Here is a 15,350-nt window from a genome sequence, read left to right on the forward strand (position 1 = left end):
ATCCTCAGCGCTTCGCGTCGAGCCTGTCGACAGCCTGCACATTGGCGGCAGAGGGACCGTTCGGATCGAACTCCGAGGCCAGCCAGGCGTCGGCGATCGATTTGGCCAGTTCGGGGCCGATGACGCGCGCACCCATGGTGATGATCTGGGCATTGTTGGATTTCGCAGCGCGTTCCGCCGAATAGGTGTCGTGGGTTAGCGCGGCACGGATTCCGGGCACCTTGTTGGCCGAGATGCTGACGCCGATGCCGGTGCCGCAAAACAGGATGGCGCGGTCGTAATTGCCGTCGACAATTTCGTGGCCGACCGCAGCGGCAATATCGGCGTAGAATCCGGCCTGGCTGAGATCGACGACCTGCAGTTCTGGCTTGGTGGCGAGATGCTTGGCGATGACATCGAGCAGCGGCTTGCCGGCGCTGTCGGCTCCGAGTGCGATCTTCATGGCAATTAACTCCTTCGTTTTCGTGGTCAGCGCGCGATGGCGGCCGCCGCCTTTTTGAGAATGTCGATATAGCCTTCCGCTTGCCATGCCGAGCGGCCGATGAACAGCCCATCGATATGCGGCTGGCCAATCAGTTCGGCCGCGTTGCCGGGATTGACGCTGCCGCCGTAGAGCACAAGCGGGGCGGTCGGCAACCGGGTTGCTGCGATCTGCTTGATCAGCGCCTGCTGCTTGTCGGCATAGTCGGCGCTGGCCGGAATGCCTTTCTCGCCGATCGCCCACACCGGTTCATAGGCAAAGAGTATCTCTGCCGACAACTCATTGTTTGCGAGACCCTGCAGCGCGCCCAGAACCTGCGCGGTCAGGATTTCATCAGCGCGGCCGCCCTCGCGCTCGGCCAGCGTCTCGCCGACACAGATCAGCGGCACAAAGCCGTGCCTGACCGCCGCCGCCGTTTTCAGTCCTACGGTCCTGTCCGTCTCACCAAAATGCTCGCGGCGTTCGCTATGGCCTAGTTCGATCAGGTCGAGCCCGCAATCCCTCAGCATCACCGGCGAAATCTCGCCCGTCCAGGCACCGGCATCGGCCCAATGCATGTTCTGGGCGCCAACCTTGACGCGGGTTTTGGCGAGCGCCGCCTTGACCTGCCGCACCGCGGTGAAGGGCGGAATGACGAAAGGCTGTATCGCCGGATCGAAGGCGGGCACGAAGGCAGCCAATGCCTCGGCGAACTGCAGCGCCTCCGCCAGCGTCTTGTTCATCTTCCAGCTGGTGCCGACCCAATATGGGGTCATTCTTTTCTCCTTCGATCCGAATTCGGATGATGCGTATTTCCCGACTTGTGCGCCGGCGTTTTGCGTCAGGCGCGAGGCTTGAGATCGTTGCGGCCGCTGTCGATGTAAGGCGCCCAGAAATCCACCGACTCGCGGATCATGGCAATAACTTGATGATCGACCGGTTCCCTCTCCCGGAAGGAAAGTTCAAGGCAGATCTCATTGTCGGTTCCGCCACCCGCCCGCACGGCATCGAGCAGCTTCTGCGGGATGATCCGGCCATCCTTGTTGTAGGCGGCGGTGAACGGCCAGTGCCCGCCCTTGTTCATCGACGATTGCTTGATGTGGATGATCGGCGATTGCAACGGGAACGCTTTCGCCCAGGCATAGGGATCAGTGTCGTCAGGATTGGGCGAGGTCACGTCGCCATGGTCGATGTCGACCATCATCTGCATCGGGATCGGCAGCTTGGCCGCATCGATGGCGCCCTGCAATTCGACGCAGCTTTCGATCGTGTGGCCAAACTCGCGGCCGACCGACATCGGTTCCCAGAAAAGGTAGGTCAGGCCCGCCGCCTTGGCGTGCTCGGCCACTTCGCGCCAGCATTCGAGCGCGATGTCGAGAAGCGCCGCGCGCCGGGTTGGATCGTCAAAATCCTTGTAGGTGAATATGGCAAACTGCGTGCCCATGCCCGACGCGCCAAGCGCCGCGGAAATGTCGGCAAAGGTCTTGAACCAGTCGACATAATAGCGGCGCACATCGGCATCCGGATGGCCGAAATGATTGAGCCGACCATAGGGACCGGTCATACCCGAAGTGATCCGCACGCCGGTCCGCGCCAGGGCGCTCTTGAACCGGCGCAGGAACTTGGCAATCGTTGCCGCCGGCCAGCCCGGATTGACGAATTCATGCGTCAGCTGCACGTCGCGGATGCCGATGCCATAGGCAATGGCGTCGATCAGATCGTCGGGATCGGCGAAGCGATTGACCAGCGGGTTGGTGTTCAGCGAAAGCGTGAAGGCCATCAGTTCACCGCCGCCATTGTCTTTGTGCACCAGTCTTCGAATGTTTTCCGCTCTTCCGCATTGATATGCAGCCCGTGTTTGGTCCGGCGTTCGAGAACGTCGGCGGCGGTCATCGCCCATTCGGTCTCGAACAGGAAGACAGCTTCGAGCTCATAGAAATCCGGGCCGAAACGCCGGCCGAGATCGGCTTCGCCTTTTACCCCTTTCAGCAAGGCGCGCGTGCGCGTGCCGTAGCTTCGGGCATAGTGCTTCACCAGCGACGGGCTAAGCCACGAAAACTCGGCGTGCAGATCACCCAGGAACTGTTCGAAATCCGCATTCGCCAGATCGCCTCCCGGCAAGGGAATCTTGGCAGTCCAGGCCTTCTTCATCGTCGGAAAGAACGGCTGGATCTTTTCCAGCGCATGTTCGGACAGTTTGCGGAAGGTGGTGATCTTGCCGCCGAACACTGACAGCAGCGGCGCGCCGCCGTTGGGGGCATCGAGTTCAAAGATATAGTCGCGCGTCACCGCGCTTGGGTTGTCGGCATTGTCGTCATAGAGCGGACGCACGCCCGAGAAACTGTAGACCACGTCTTGCGCGGTCAGCTGCCGCTTGAAGTAGCGATTGACCACCTTGATCAGATAATTGATCTCGCTTGCCTCGGCGGCCACTTCTTCGGGCCGACCTTCATAAGGAATGTCGGTGGTGCCGATCAGCGCCAGATCGTTCTCATACGGGTTGACGAAGATCACCCGCTTGTCGTTGTTCTGGATGAGATAGGCCTGCCGTCCCTCCCAGAATTTCGGCACGACGATATGGCTTCCTTTCACCAAGCGAACGTTGCGGGTGGAATTCTGTCCGGCGACGCGGCTGACGATGTCATTCACCCATGGCCCGGCCGCGTTGACCAACCCGCGTGCGCGGACCCTCGTCACAGCACCGGTGCGGCCGTCCTGCATGTCGATCGACCACAGGCCGCCTTCGCGCCTGGCAGCAATACAGGCCGTGCGAGTGAAGACTTTTGCGCCGCGCTGACTGGCATCGAGCGCATTGAGCAGCACCAGCCTGGCGTCATCGACCCAGCAGTCGGAATATTCGAAGCCACGCTTGAATTCGTCCCTGATCGGCGCCCCTTCCGGCGCGGTTCTCAGGTTCAGTGTCCTCGTTCCCGGCAGCCGCTTGCGGCCGCCAAGATGGTCGTAGAGAAACAGCCCGAGCCGCACCAGCCATGCCGGCCGGTCCTCGGGGCTGTGCGGCAGCACGAAACGCATTGGCCAGATGATGTGCGGCGCCGCCTCAAGCAGCACCTCGCGCTCGATCAGCGCTTCGCGCACCAGCCGGAACTCGTAATATTCGAGATAGCGCAGGCCGCCATGCACCAGCTTGCCGGAACGCGAGCTGGTGCCTTGCGCCAGATCGTCCTTCTCGCACAGGATGACCGACAGCCCGCGACCCGCGGCATCGCGCGCTATGCCGGCGCCGTTGACGCCACCGCCGATCACGAAGAGATCGACAATATCCGTTGTATCGCTCAAGACTTAGCTCCTGTGCGGTGCGCCATCGATTTCCACACCGGATGCAGCGCCTGACGCGCCGCGACAAAAGACGGAAACAGCGCATCGTAGGTTTGCGAAAGCGCCTCGTCATAGGCGTCGCATTCGCCCAGAAGCGGCGTCACCCATTCGGCGCAGCAATCATCCATCGAGCGATAAAAGCCGAGCCCGACCGCGGCCATCATCGCCGCACCCGCGGCACCTGCTTCTTGGCGGCTGCTGGTTCTGACCTGCGCGCGGGTTGCCGCGGCGATAATACGGCGCAGCGACGGACTGCGCGCCGCGCCGCCAGACAGGCGGATCTCGCTGGGCATGCTGCCCATGGCCTGGTAGCAATCGCGGGCCGCGAAGGCCAATCCCTCGAGAACGGCGCGCGCCAGATCGCCAAAACCGTGCTTGACCGAGAGGCCGATGAAGCCCGCGCGTGCGTCGGGGTCAACGAACGGTCCGCGTTCGCCGGCGAGCGAGATATAGGGCTGATAGACCAGCGATCCCGGCTCCGATCCTTCGACCCAGACATCGAGCGCTTTCAGCAGCTCGTCGCGCGAAGGTTTTGCGCCGCTGGCGGTCAGCACGTCGCGCGCCAGGCCAAGCAGCCAGTCGATGTTGAGCGTCGCCGCCATATTGGATTGCAGCTGCGCATAGGCGCCCGGAACCGGCATGGCGATCGTGTAGCCGGAGGCATTGTCGTTGAGGACGACATCATCAGGAGTGCGCGCTAGGCGTGTGTGGATGCCGGTCGAGCCGATGACCGTGCAGCCGACATTGCCGCTTGGATCATAGAGGCCGGCGCCGAGCGCGGTGCTGACCATGTCGACGTAGCCCAGCACCACCGGCGTGCCCGCAAGCAGGCCGGTCTCGCCTGCTGCCGACGCAGAAAGCGGATGATGGTCGGTCGTGCCTTCGAGCATGGGGGGCAGCAGGCGGCGGTGCGACGTCAGATCCAGAATGTCGAGCACCTCGTCGGAATAGCTGCGCGCGCGGAAATCGCCGAAGGTGAATGTTCCCTCCGAAGGATCGGTGGCGCGCTCGCCGGTCATCTTGAAATAGAGCCAGTCCTTGCAGTGAAAGGCAGTGGCGGCGCGCTCCAGGATTTCCGGGCTGTTTTTCTTCAGCCAGCTGAGCTGAGCGCCCTGCTGGCAGGCGTTGAGCCCGGTGCCGGTGATCTCGAACCGCGTGCGATCCCGGGGATCGCCGCGCATCTCGTCCACCAGATGTCCGGCGCGCGCATCGAGCCAGAGCCACGCGCGCCCGACCGGCATGCCGTCGCCATCGATCAGCCAGGTGCCGTCGCCCTGCCCGGTGACCGCGACGGCCGCGGTTCGCCGCGCGAGGTCTGGAATTTTCGTCGCCAGATCGAGAACGGTCAGCACCATGTCGCGCCAGGTCTGATTAAGGTCCTGTTCGGCGCCGCCGCCTTCCAGCGTGACGAAGCTGTTGGTCACCGATGCCATGGCGAGCTGCCGCCCCGACAGATCGAAAGCGACCGATTTGATCACGGACGTTCCCGCGTCGATCCCGATCAGCAGGTCTTTCATGCCGCAAGTTCCGGATGGTTATGAAGGCAAGTCACAAGGAGCAGTCTTTGTTGTCTCGAAGCCATGGAAGAGCCAGGGAGTGTCCGCGAAGGACACCCCCTGAGCAGGTTTTTATTCCGACAGCACGAAGGGTGCGGTGTACTTGTCCACATTGTCCTTGGTGATGAGCAGGCAATCGAACAGCTGCTTCTCGCTGGTGGCGCCGGTAGCGCCCGTCTTGATGAACGAGTCGGCCTGCTGCACGGCCTTGGCCGAGAAGATGGCCACCGGCTGAAGCACGGTGTACTGCAGTTCGCCGGACTTGATGGCCGCAACCGCATCCGGGGAGCCGTCAAAGCCGCCGACCTTGATGCCGGCGAGCTTGCCGGCTTCCTTCAGCGCCGCAACCGCGCCAAGCGCCATTTCGTCGTTGCCGCTGATCACCGCGATGATGTCGGGATTGGCCTGCAGCATGCTCTGCATCTTGTCGTGTCCCTGGGTACGATCCCAGTTGGCGACCTGCGAAGCGGCCTTTTCGAGATCCGGATACTGGCTCAGCACAGTCGCGTAGCCGTTCGAGCGCGTGGCGGCGTTGTTGTCCGAGGGGGCGCCGAGCAGTTCGACATACTTGCCCTTTTCACCGACCGCCTGCACCCACTGCTGGGCGCCGAGAGCCGCACCCTGGGCGTTGTTGGAGACGAGCTGTCCCTTGGCAAGACCTTCCTGGTTGATCTCGGCATTGACGAGGAAAACCGGGATGTTGGCGGCAATCGCCTTCTTCACCGCGCCGACCGAACCATCGGCATTGGCCGGGTCGAGGATGATCGCCACCGACTTGTTGGTGATGGCGGTGTCGATCAGATTGCTTTCGGTATTGGTGTCGCCCTTGTGGGCGGCGACATTGGCCGTATAGCCAAGCTTTTCGGCTTCGGCCTTGGCAACGTTGCCTTCGGTCAGCCAGTAGGGGTTGGCCGGATCGTTGACGATGATCGAGATCAGGCCCGCGGCCGATGCGGCTGCGCTAAACCCGACCACCATCGCGGCGGCAAGCAAACTTCTAAGCACGATTTTCATGTACATTCCTCCAATGATTTTACGCGGTCTTGCTGCCAGTCAGCTGGCAGTCTTCCCTTGGGCAGGATTGGCCGGTTCGGCCTTCCCCCGTTTCTGAGAAGTCGGTTGGCCGCCCGTCGAAGCTGGAAGCTTGCTACGGCGGCGATACTGAACGGCATTGAGGAGCACGGCGAGCACGATGACGGCGCCGGTGAACACTGTCTGCCAGTAGGATGAGATGCCGATGATCACCAGACCGTCGGACAGGAAGCCGATGACGAAGGCTCCGAGCAGGGTGCCGCGAATGTTGCCGCGCCCGCCGGTGAGTGCGGCGCCGCCGATGACGACGGCGGCGATGGCCGTCAGTTCGTAAGTGGTGCCAGCGGTCGGTCCGGCCGAGGTCAACTGCGAGGACAGGATCAGGCCGGCAATGGCGGCACAGATGCCTGAAAGCACATAGACCGAAATCTGCACAGTCTTGACCGGAACGCCGGACAGTTCGGCGGCGCGCTCATTGCCGCCCGAGGCGTAGAGCCAGCGCCCGAACGCGGTGCGGTTCAACACGATGCTGCCGATCAGCGCGATGACCGCCAGCACCACCACGCCGGTCGGCACGCCGAACAGACGGTTGAAGCCAAGCGCGTCGAAACCGGTGTTGCCCAACTCCGGCTTGCCGCCGAGATTGTTGTAGGTCAGGCCGCTGGTCATCAGCAGTGCCAGGCCGCGCGCCATGTACATGACGCCGAGCGTGGCGACAAAGGCCGGAACCTTGAACCGCGCGATCAGCACGCCGTTGATCAGCCCGACAGCGGCGCCCAGCATGCAGGCCAGCACCGCGACCACCCAGACCGGCGGATAGAGAACGACGCCGAGCCAGGTCAGCGTCACGCCTTGCATCAGAAAACCGGCGACGACGCCGGCAAGCCCGAGCGTCGACCCCACCGACAGGTCGATGCCGCCATTGAGGATGACGAGCAGCATGCCGATGGCGAGAATCCCGAAGATGGCGACATGCGAAGCCATGGTCAGGAAATTCGCCACCGAGAGGTAGTAGGGCGACAGGATCGAGAAGACGACAATGATGACGATCAGGGCAAAGAAGGCCCGGCCTTCGAGCAGCAGCTTGGCCACGTCGAAGCCCTCTCCGCCCGCATTGGGGCTGGACTGTTTGCTGGCCTGGCTGACATCGCTCATGGGTCGGGGCTCCGGAAATTCTGTGGTCAGGCGACCACGGCTTCGCCGGAGGCGGCCATGATCTGCTCTTTGGTGGCGTTGGCGCCGAATTCGGCTGAAATCTTGCCGCGCCGCATGACGACGATGCGGTGGGCGATGCTGAGGCACTCATTGACCTCCGAGGTCGAGAAGACGACCGCCAGGCCTTGCGCGGCACGCTCGCTGAGCAAGCGAAAGACTTCGGCCTTCGCACCGACGTCGATGCCGCGGCTCGGCTCGTCGAGAAGGATGACCTTGGGATCTGTCGTCAGCATCTTGCCTATGACGACCTTCTGCTGGTTGCCGCCCGACAGCGATCCGATCATGGCGTTGCCGCCCGCGGTCTTGATGGTCACCTTGCGGATCGAATCGTCGATCAGTGCGCGCTCCCTCTGCCGGGAGAGGAAGAGCCCCTTGGCGAATGCCTCGATGCTGGCAAGCGACAGGTTGCGGCCGACGGTCATGGTCTGAACCAGGCCATCGCGCTGGCGATCCTCGGGGACCAGAACCAGACCTCGGGCGATGCGCTGGGCAATGGTCAGTCCCGAAACGTCCTCACCCTCCAGCAGCGCCCGCCCGCCCGCCATGGGCACACGGCCGGCGACGGCCTCCAGCAATTCCGTGCGGCCCGCGCCCATCAGCCCATAGATGCAGACGATCTCGCCCGCTTTGACATCCAGCGACAGATGATCGACGACGTAGCCTGAACCCGAAGCGTCGGTGACGCTGACATCCTCGATCGACAGCGCCACCGCGCCGAACTCGTGGCCGGTCGGCGGCGAGCCGAGATCGAAATTCTCGCCCACCATGTTGCGGACGATCCATTCGAGGTCGATGTCCTTGGCCTCGGCCGTTGCCGTGATCGCCCCGTCACGCAGCACGACGGCGTAGTCGGTGATCTGCAGCGCCTCTTCGAGGTGATGCGAGATGTAGACGATGGAGACACCGCGGCTGGTCAGATCGCGGATCACCTTGAACAGCACCTCCACCTCGGTCGCACTGAGTGCGGAGGTCGGCTCGTCCATGATCAGGATGCGGGAATCGACCGACAGCGCGCGTGCGATCTCGACGATCTGTTGCTGCCCCAGGCGCAGGTCCTCGACCAGGGTCATCGGATCGATGTCTTCTTCGAGGTCGGCCATCAGCGCCCGCGCCTGGCGCGCCTCCTCGGCGAAGTCGAGGCCGGTTCTGGTGCGCAGTTCGCGGCCCATGAAGATGTTGTCGCGGACGCTCAGATTCGGCGCCAGGCTGAGCTCCTGGTGGATGATCGAAATGCCGCGATCGCGCGCGTCCGAAGACGAGGCAAAGCTGACGAGATTGCCGTCGAGCACGATGTCGCCGGATGTCGGCGTCACCACGCCGGACAGGATCTTCATCAGCGTCGATTTGCCGGCGCCATTCTCTCCGAACAGGGTGGTGACCTTGCCGCGATGGATGTCGAAGTTGACGCCCTTGAGCGCGTGGACGCCGCCATACGACATGACGACATTGCGCGCCGAAAGCACGGCATCGCCAGTCGCGGGTTCTGTGCCGGCAGCCATTGTCATTTGACGTCCAGCCTCACCGGTGTGACCAGCCAGCTCTTCGGATTGACCAGCTTGAAGACGCCGACCACCGCTATTGTCTTGCCGGTCAAGGCACTGGTATCGACTTTCGCCAGCACCTCCTTCTTCATCTCGTTGTTCAGCGCCGAGCCGGCGTCCTGATACTCGATCTGGTTGGTGAACTGACCAAAGGTGATCTTGCCGGTGGCGTCGCGAAGCTCGGTTCCGTTGATCGCCGGCCCAGTCTGTACGCGGACGGTCAACGTGTCCGGCAAACCGTCGACGGCGACCTTGTAGATGCCCGATTTTCCCTCGCCGACGACGCCGGTGAACTTGACCGAGATGACCGGTCCGACTCCCGCCGGCACGCCATATTCCTTTTCGGCCGTCGCCCTGTCCTTGGCGATCGCCGCCGCCACCGTCGCGGCGTCGGCGGCACGCGCTTCGACATCGGCCTGCACCTTGGGAAATTCAGACTTGCCGTAGTCGGCGGCCGAAAACACCGCGTTGCGAACATCGCCGGCAGAGCCGATCTTGATCACCTTGGTGTCGAGCGCCATGGCGCCGAGCAGAACCACAACCGCAGCGCCGGCAAGCACCCGGCGCAGGCCGGGCGAAGCTTGCCGGGCGGTGGCCTTCGCGCTCATGATGCAACCACCAGCGGTGCGGATTGTCCGTTGTCACGCATTCGAAGTTCCTCCGTTCACGTAGCGCTTCGCGGTCCCGGCTGCATCGTCGAGCTCGACCAGCGCGCGGGCCGTGCATTCGTCGGTGATCAGGCCGCTGAGATAACGGCTTTCGAGTACTGCCTTGATGGCGCGCACCTTCACCTTGCCGCCGGCGACGGCAACGATCCTGCGGCCCTTCAACTGATCGCGCGGAAGCGCCAGTATTCTTTCCGACAGCGCCGTTTCGACCGGACGCCCCTTGTCGTCGAAGAAATGCGCCAGCAATTCACCGACGCCGCCGTCCCGCTTGACCTCATCGATTTCGGAAGGCTCGATCATGCCGGTGGCGACCAGCGACGCCTCCCGCTCGGCCGTGCCTATTCCGACGAACATCAGGTCGGACCGGCTGGCGAGAGCGAACACATCGCTGATGCCGCGTTGGCCAAGCAGCACTTCACGGTCCTCGGCGGTATTGGCGACAAAAGGCACCGGCATGACAAAGGCCTGCGCGCCTGTCCGCTCTGCCAGGCGATGCATGACGTCGTGCGGGTTGGCGGCGAATTTGCGCGTCACGCCGCCAAGCAGCGAGACGAAACGGATGTGAGCAGCAGTTGCGCGCGTCAGATATTCGACGCTGGCGGCAAGCGTGCGGCCATGGCCGACGCCGATCAGCATGTCTTCGCCGCGATCGATTTCGCGCTTCAGGAACTGGGCGCCTGCAATGCCCAGCCCCTTCAGCGGCAGTTCGTCCTGATCGAGATCGGGAACCACCTCGCAATAGTGGAGCCCATAGGCGGCGATCAGGCGCTGTTCCAGATCGACGCATTCGGCGACGTCGCCGTCGATGAAGACCCTGACCAGACCTTCCTGGTTGGCCTTGGTGATCAGCCTATGCGCCTTGAGGCTGGTCAGGCCAAGCCGCTTGGCCACCTGGGCCTGGGTCAGACCACCGGCATAGTGCAGCCAGGCCGCGCGCGTGGCGAGGCTGGACTCATGGTCGCGGTTTGCACTTCCGCCGGAATTCAAGCCATCCCCTCCCCAGGTGATAATATTATCTTTGTGTGCAAAAATTTTCATACCTTTGCATCGCTGTCAATCCCTCCGCAGATGGTTGCCTCAGCCGATGTTCGGCAGCCAACGCGGGCCTATTAGAAGCTAAGCATATAATCCGACCATACGGCAGTGTTAATTTAACGTCAATTTGTGTTACCTCATCCAGGTGACGGCATGAACCCGTAGGGCGCCGGCAAAATCCCAATCCGGGTGCAAAATGGGAAGGTTGATGCACACGGCGCAACAAGGGCAAATCGATCGGATTGCCTCAGGAAAAGCTAAGGTGTCGGCGATGGAGCGATCAGTCCAGCCGCATCAGGTTCCTGCCCTCGAGTTCGACAACAGCGGCTTCGACCTCCCGCGCCAGGCGCTCGGTGCTCCACCCCAACGCCCGCCCGGCGATCGCGGCAATCTCCTGCAGGTCGCGGCTCGTCAACGAGCCGCCTATCGCCAACGTGCTGCGGCGCATAACGACATCGGCCAGATGTTCGACGAACTCGTTGCGCACGATGTAGTCGATTTCCGCCTTGCCGTAGCCGTCCGAGTCCGGCAGACGACCCTCATCATCCGACCCATGCCTGGCGATCTCAACGGCTCTGGTCCCGTAGCGCGACAGCAATTGATCAAGGCGCCCTTCCCCGGCGCCTGTTGCCTGCTGTGCCTCGGCCAGCCAGTCCGCGCGGGCCGGGGCGTTGGCCGGGAAATCCCTCCCGCCGCCGATCGGCATGGCTCGCGTCGTCACCTTGCGGCTGCGCTGCAAGCGCTTGAGTACGGTATCAGTGACTTCCTCGGCAAAGCCGCGGAACGTCGTCCATTTGCCGCCGACCAGCGAAATGACTGCAAAGGGCCTGTTGCCGTCCGGCTCGGCAACGGGCGCCGAATGATCGCGGCTGATCAGTCCGGGCGTCGCTGCTTCAGACGTCGGCAGCGGCCGGATGCCGCTATAGGCGTAGACGATCTGGTCGCGCTCGAACGCCATGCCCGGCAGCAGCGTTCGCACGCTGTCGAGCAGATAGTCGACTTCTTCGGGTTCGCAGCGGACCGCGTCCGGATTGTCGGCCTTGATGTCGGTCGAGCCGAACAGCGCCAGGCCGAGATAGTCGTAGACCAGGCAGATGCGGCCGTCATCGGCCTCGAAATAGAGCATGCGCCCGGCGAGGCTTTTGACCAGTTCGTCATGCCTTAACAGGATATGCGAGCCCTTGGTGCCGCCGATCATCTTCGATGGAGCACCAAGCAGCGCGTTGACGTCGTCGATCCACGGACCGGCGGCGTTCACCACCAGTTTCGGCCGCACCGAAAAGGCCGCGCCGTTTTCCGGCTGGAAGGTGAGCACGCCATTGGCTGAAGCCGCCAGTGTCGTGTAGTTGGCACCGGCAGACGCCGCGTGAGCCTGCAAGCCGTCGAGGATCAGTTCCAGCACCAGCCTTTCCGGGTGACTTATCTTGGCGTCGTAGTAGGTGCCGGTGGCGACGATCGCCGGATTGAGCGCCGGCATCTCAACAAGCGCCTGCCGCCGCCCGACCATGCGGTGGCGCGGCATGACCTGGTTTCGTGAACCGTAGAAATCGTAGATCATCAAGCCGATCTTGATCAGTATGGCGCCGCGGCTGCGCGGCGCGCTGGTCGAGCCGAACAGCGTTCGCAACGCCGCGAGCATGCCCTTGCTCCACGAGAAGATCGGGATGACGGTCGGCAGCGGGCTGACATAGTGCGGCGCGTTTTGCAGAAGCAGATTGCGTTCGAGCGTCGACTGCGCCACCAGCCCGAACTCGCCCGTCTCGAGATATTTCAGGCCGCCGTGGATGAGCCTCGACGGCGCGGCACTGGTGCCCGAGCCGAAATCCGCCTTGTCGACGATCAGGCAGCTGACACCTTGCGCGCACAGATCGCGAAACAGCCCTGCCCCGTTGATGCCGGCGCCAAGAATGACGACGTCGACCTCGCCGGTCCCGGCCACCGCGGCGAGACGCCCTGCGGGATTGTCCGCCCCTGCTCCGTCTGTTCGGCTCATGGCGCTTTCGTCTTGACGATGCGCAGTTTCACGCCGGCCCGATCGAGGCTCTGCGCCTGCGCATCGCCGAGGCCCTCGGTCACCAGCACGGCGTCGAAACTGGTCAAATCGTCGAAGACATGCAGCGCGATCCGGTCGAATTTTGCGTGGTCGACCAAAAGGATGCGCTTCACGGAGGCGGTCATCATCGCCTGCTTGACCCGCACGACATTCGGATCCTGGATGAAAGCAGTGGTTCCGGTGACGGCCGAAGCCGAACAGATCAGCACATTGGCGCGCAACTGCGCCACGGCGTTCTCGCAGACAATGCCGATATAGGCATTGTAAGTGGGATGATACTGGCCGCCGAGGCAGATGAAATCGATATCGTCCACATTGATCAATTGGCCCGCCGTCGAGACGCTGTTGGAAATTACGGTCAGCGGCTTGACGTCGAGCAGCAGCGTCGCGACCGCGTTTGCCGTCGATGAATCGTCCAGCATCACCACCTGGCCGGCCTCGATATAATCCAGTGCCGCCCGCGCCAGTGCATCCTTCTCGGCTCGATTGACGGTCACCCGGTAGCGGAAAGCGCTCTCGTAGAGGCCGGAAGGCTGGACCGTCACCGCACCGTGCAGCTTGCGCAGCACGCCCTGCTGCGCCAGCCGGTCGATATGCCGGTGGATGGTCATGCGCGACACGCCGAAATACTCGACCAGATCATCGATGCGCACCTGGCCGAGCTTGATCACATAATCGGCGATCTCTTCGCGTCGTTCGTCGGCCTTGATCATGCGTCTCCCCTTGGCCGCGCCAGTCTTTCGATGTCCGGCCAATGCGACTTCAGCTGCTCGGCTATGCTGCAGTAGAGCGAAAACCGCTCATTGAACACAGCACTGGAGGCGGGCACGGGTTGATACGTCCGCTCCGTCATCCCGACCTGCCTTGCCCCCTCTTGCGGCGTCTTGAACAAGCCGACCGCGGCACCCGCGCAAAGCGCGGCACCCAAAGCCGCGGTCTCATCCGTCGAGGTGACGGTGACCGGGGCGTTCAGCACGTCGGCAAACATCTGGACGAAGGCAGGATTACGCGAGCCGCCGCCGGTCAGGCGGATCTCGCTGACGGCAAAGCCGTCGCGCAAGGCCTCGACATGGGTGCGGTGATTGAAGGCGATGCCTTCCAGAACCGCCTTCAGCATGTCGCCGCGATTGTGCCAGCCATGCAGGCCGACAAAGCTGCCGCTGGCCAAATCGCCATAGGGAGAGCCGAACAGATAGGGATGAAACAGGATGGTCGAAGGCTTCTTCAACGCCGCGTCGATCTCTCCCGCCAGCAATTCGTGGATGGAACCGCCATCCGTCCTGTTCTGCTCCAAGCGACAGAAGGTGTCGAGAAACCAGTCGTAGTTCGCGGTCGAGGCCGGCGAGATCGACATGTTGTTCCAACGGCCCGCGTCGATGGCGTTGCGGCAGAACCAACGTCGGTCGACGCGCGGTTGCGAAGAGACGACTTCATTGATGGAATAGGTGCCGGCGACGATGGCGAGCACGCCGTCTTCATGGCCGCCCATGCCAAGCGCCGAGGCGGCCACGTCGTGCAGGCCGCAGGCGACCGGTGTTCCCTGGCGGAGGCCGGTCCTTTCGGCGGCATCGGCGGTGACTTGACCGGCGATGTCAGCCGAATGCGCCACCGGCGGCAGCGCGTCGAACAGATCCTCCAACCCGAAGATGCGCAGCGCTTCAGGCGCATAGGCTTGCGTGCGAAAATCCGTGAATGAGGTGCTTGCCTCCGTGCGGTCGGTGCCGATCGTACCGCTCAGGCAAAAGCGCAGCCAGTCCTTGCAGGCCAGCACATGGCCGATGCGGCTATAGCGATCAGGATCGTTCTGCTTGAGCCATGCCAGCAGCGCCGACGGCGCAGAAACATGCGGCGTCTGGCCTGTCGTCGCCAGCGCATCGGTGAAAACGGTACCGGCGGACCACCTGTCGACAATGTCGCCGGCGCGGCTGTCGAGCGACAGGATGCCTGGTCCCAAAGGCTGACGATCATGATCGAGCAGATAGAGACCATCGCCATGCGCGGTCGCCGCCACCGCCTTGATGTCTTCCGCCGGCCTGCCGGAGAGCGCGATCGCCTCCTTGATGGCGTCGGCTGTTGCTTGCCACAGGCCTGACATGTCGCGCTCCACCCAGCGCGCGTGGGGCATCGATTGCGGCACCCGGCGACGCGCCACGGACAATTGCGTGCCGTCGGCATCGAAGATGACCGCCTTGGTGACCGTGAGGCCGTTATCGATTCCGAGCAGGCTGGGCATGATCACCGCCTCTTTCAGCATTGGCGATTGCTACAGGGCGATCCTGCAGTCTGATGCAAGGGCGAAACACATGGCGACAACCCCGATAGAGCAAGGCGGATAAATGGCAAAAGTACCTTGCCCCGACAAAACACCCATATCTTTATGTGAATTTAACGTCAACATGCGCGACAAAAACCGCTACGGCGCCGTTAGAGGGCATGAATGGATCTCGAGGTTGC

At 62.9% G+C, this 15,350-nt stretch carries 13 protein-coding genes; all 13 read right to left on the minus strand.

Features of this window, described 5'->3' with window-relative positions; genetic code table 11:
• Positions 1 to 4: 4 nt before the first annotated feature.
• Positions 5 to 442, minus strand: coding sequence for a D-erythrulose-4-phosphate isomerase (gene derI, locus NKJ76_RS05450; protein WP_023688203.1), 438 nt, complete (start codon positions 440 to 442; stop codon positions 5 to 7).
• A gap of 26 nt (positions 443 to 468) precedes the next feature.
• The gene (locus NKJ76_RS05455) at positions 469 to 1,236 is read right to left on the minus strand and encodes a triose-phosphate isomerase (protein WP_023815451.1); all 768 of its coding nucleotides are present in this window, start codon (positions 1,234 to 1,236) and stop codon (positions 469 to 471) included.
• A 65-nt stretch (positions 1,237 to 1,301) separates the two neighbouring features.
• Positions 1,302 to 2,240 (minus strand): sugar phosphate isomerase/epimerase family protein, encoded by a 939-nt coding sequence (locus NKJ76_RS05460; protein WP_023815452.1) that lies wholly within the window; start codon positions 2,238 to 2,240, stop codon positions 1,302 to 1,304.
• The gene (locus NKJ76_RS05465; RefSeq protein ID WP_023815453.1) at positions 2,240 to 3,757 is read right to left on the minus strand and encodes a glycerol-3-phosphate dehydrogenase; all 1,518 of its coding nucleotides are present in this window, start codon (positions 3,755 to 3,757) and stop codon (positions 2,240 to 2,242) included. Before NKJ76_RS05465 ends, NKJ76_RS05460 begins: the two co-directional genes overlap by 1 nt.
• Entirely contained in the window at positions 3,754 to 5,313 is a 1,560-nt protein-coding gene (locus NKJ76_RS05470) for an FGGY-family carbohydrate kinase (RefSeq protein WP_023672596.1), read from the minus strand. The genes NKJ76_RS05465 and NKJ76_RS05470 overlap by 4 nt, the downstream gene beginning before the upstream one ends.
• A gap of 111 nt (positions 5,314 to 5,424) precedes the next feature.
• Entirely contained in the window at positions 5,425 to 6,366 is a 942-nt protein-coding gene (locus tag NKJ76_RS05475; protein ID WP_081726801.1) for a D-ribose ABC transporter substrate-binding protein, read from the minus strand.
• Positions 6,367 to 6,405: 39 nt separating this feature from the next.
• Positions 6,406 to 7,539 carry an ABC transporter permease gene (locus NKJ76_RS05480; RefSeq protein WP_023681691.1) on the minus strand — a complete coding sequence of 378 codons (1,134 nt, stop codon included), beginning with the start codon at positions 7,537 to 7,539 and terminating at the stop codon, positions 6,406 to 6,408.
• A 26-nt stretch (positions 7,540 to 7,565) separates the two neighbouring features.
• Positions 7,566 to 9,104 (minus strand): sugar ABC transporter ATP-binding protein, encoded by a 1,539-nt coding sequence (locus tag NKJ76_RS05485; protein WP_023706020.1) that lies wholly within the window; start codon positions 9,102 to 9,104, stop codon positions 7,566 to 7,568.
• Positions 9,101 to 9,748, minus strand: a complete 648-nt coding sequence (locus NKJ76_RS05490) for a DUF2291 family protein (RefSeq protein WP_023681693.1) — start codon at positions 9,746 to 9,748, stop codon at positions 9,101 to 9,103. Before NKJ76_RS05490 ends, NKJ76_RS05485 begins: the two co-directional genes overlap by 4 nt.
• A gap of 33 nt (positions 9,749 to 9,781) precedes the next feature.
• A complete protein-coding gene (locus NKJ76_RS05495; RefSeq protein ID WP_245261041.1) occupies positions 9,782 to 10,846 on the minus strand; it encodes a sugar-binding transcriptional regulator in 1,065 nt (354 codons plus the stop codon).
• Positions 10,847 to 11,123: 277 nt separating this feature from the next.
• On the minus strand, positions 11,124 to 12,836 hold the full coding sequence (locus tag NKJ76_RS05500; RefSeq protein ID WP_352536936.1) for a glycerol-3-phosphate dehydrogenase/oxidase: 1,713 nt from the start codon (positions 12,834 to 12,836) through the stop codon (positions 11,124 to 11,126).
• Complete coding sequence (locus tag NKJ76_RS05505; protein ID WP_352536937.1) at positions 12,833 to 13,609, minus strand: DeoR/GlpR family DNA-binding transcription regulator; 777 nt, start codon at positions 13,607 to 13,609, stop codon at positions 12,833 to 12,835. Before NKJ76_RS05505 ends, NKJ76_RS05500 begins: the two co-directional genes overlap by 4 nt.
• On the minus strand, positions 13,606 to 15,129 hold the full coding sequence (locus NKJ76_RS05510) for an FGGY-family carbohydrate kinase (protein WP_352536996.1): 1,524 nt from the start codon (positions 15,127 to 15,129) through the stop codon (positions 13,606 to 13,608). Before NKJ76_RS05510 ends, NKJ76_RS05505 begins: the two co-directional genes overlap by 4 nt.
• Positions 15,130 to 15,350: the final 221 nt, after the last annotated feature.

It is taken from the genome of Mesorhizobium sp. M0029 (genome assembly GCF_040323735.1).
Classification (GTDB): Bacteria; Pseudomonadota; Alphaproteobacteria; order Rhizobiales; family Rhizobiaceae; genus Mesorhizobium.

Excerpts from the sequence above, each read along its gene's own strand:
- derI (WP_023688203.1), bottom strand. The coding sequence starts at position 442 with ATGAAGATCGCACTCGGAGCCGACAGCGCCGGCAAGCCGCTGCTCGAT.
- NKJ76_RS05455 (WP_023815451.1), bottom strand. The coding sequence starts at position 1,236 with ATGACCCCATATTGGGTCGGCACCAGCTGGAAGATGAACAAGACGCTG.
- NKJ76_RS05460 (WP_023815452.1), bottom strand. The coding sequence starts at position 2,240 with ATGGCCTTCACGCTTTCGCTGAACACCAACCCGCTGGTCAATCGCTTC.
- NKJ76_RS05470 (WP_023672596.1), bottom strand. The coding sequence starts at position 5,313 with ATGAAAGACCTGCTGATCGGGATCGACGCGGGAACGTCCGTGATCAAA.
- NKJ76_RS05475 (WP_081726801.1), bottom strand. The coding sequence starts at position 6,366 with ATGAAAATCGTGCTTAGAAGTTTGCTTGCCGCCGCGATGGTGGTCGGG.
- NKJ76_RS05480 (WP_023681691.1), bottom strand. The coding sequence starts at position 7,539 with ATGAGCGATGTCAGCCAGGCCAGCAAACAGTCCAGCCCCAATGCGGGC.
- NKJ76_RS05485 (WP_023706020.1), bottom strand. The coding sequence starts at position 9,104 with ATGACAATGGCTGCCGGCACAGAACCCGCGACTGGCGATGCCGTGCTT.
- NKJ76_RS05490 (WP_023681693.1), bottom strand. The coding sequence starts at position 9,748 with ATGAGCGCGAAGGCCACCGCCCGGCAAGCTTCGCCCGGCCTGCGCCGG.
- NKJ76_RS05495 (WP_245261041.1), bottom strand. The coding sequence starts at position 10,846 with ATGAAAATTTTTGCACACAAAGATAATATTATCACCTGGGGAGGGGAT.
- NKJ76_RS05500 (WP_352536936.1), bottom strand. The coding sequence starts at position 12,836 with ATGAGCCGAACAGACGGAGCAGGGGCGGACAATCCCGCAGGGCGTCTC.
- NKJ76_RS05505 (WP_352536937.1), bottom strand. The coding sequence starts at position 13,609 with ATGATCAAGGCCGACGAACGACGCGAAGAGATCGCCGATTATGTGATC.
- NKJ76_RS05510 (WP_352536996.1), bottom strand. The coding sequence starts at position 15,129 with ATGCCCAGCCTGCTCGGAATCGATAACGGCCTCACGGTCACCAAGGCG.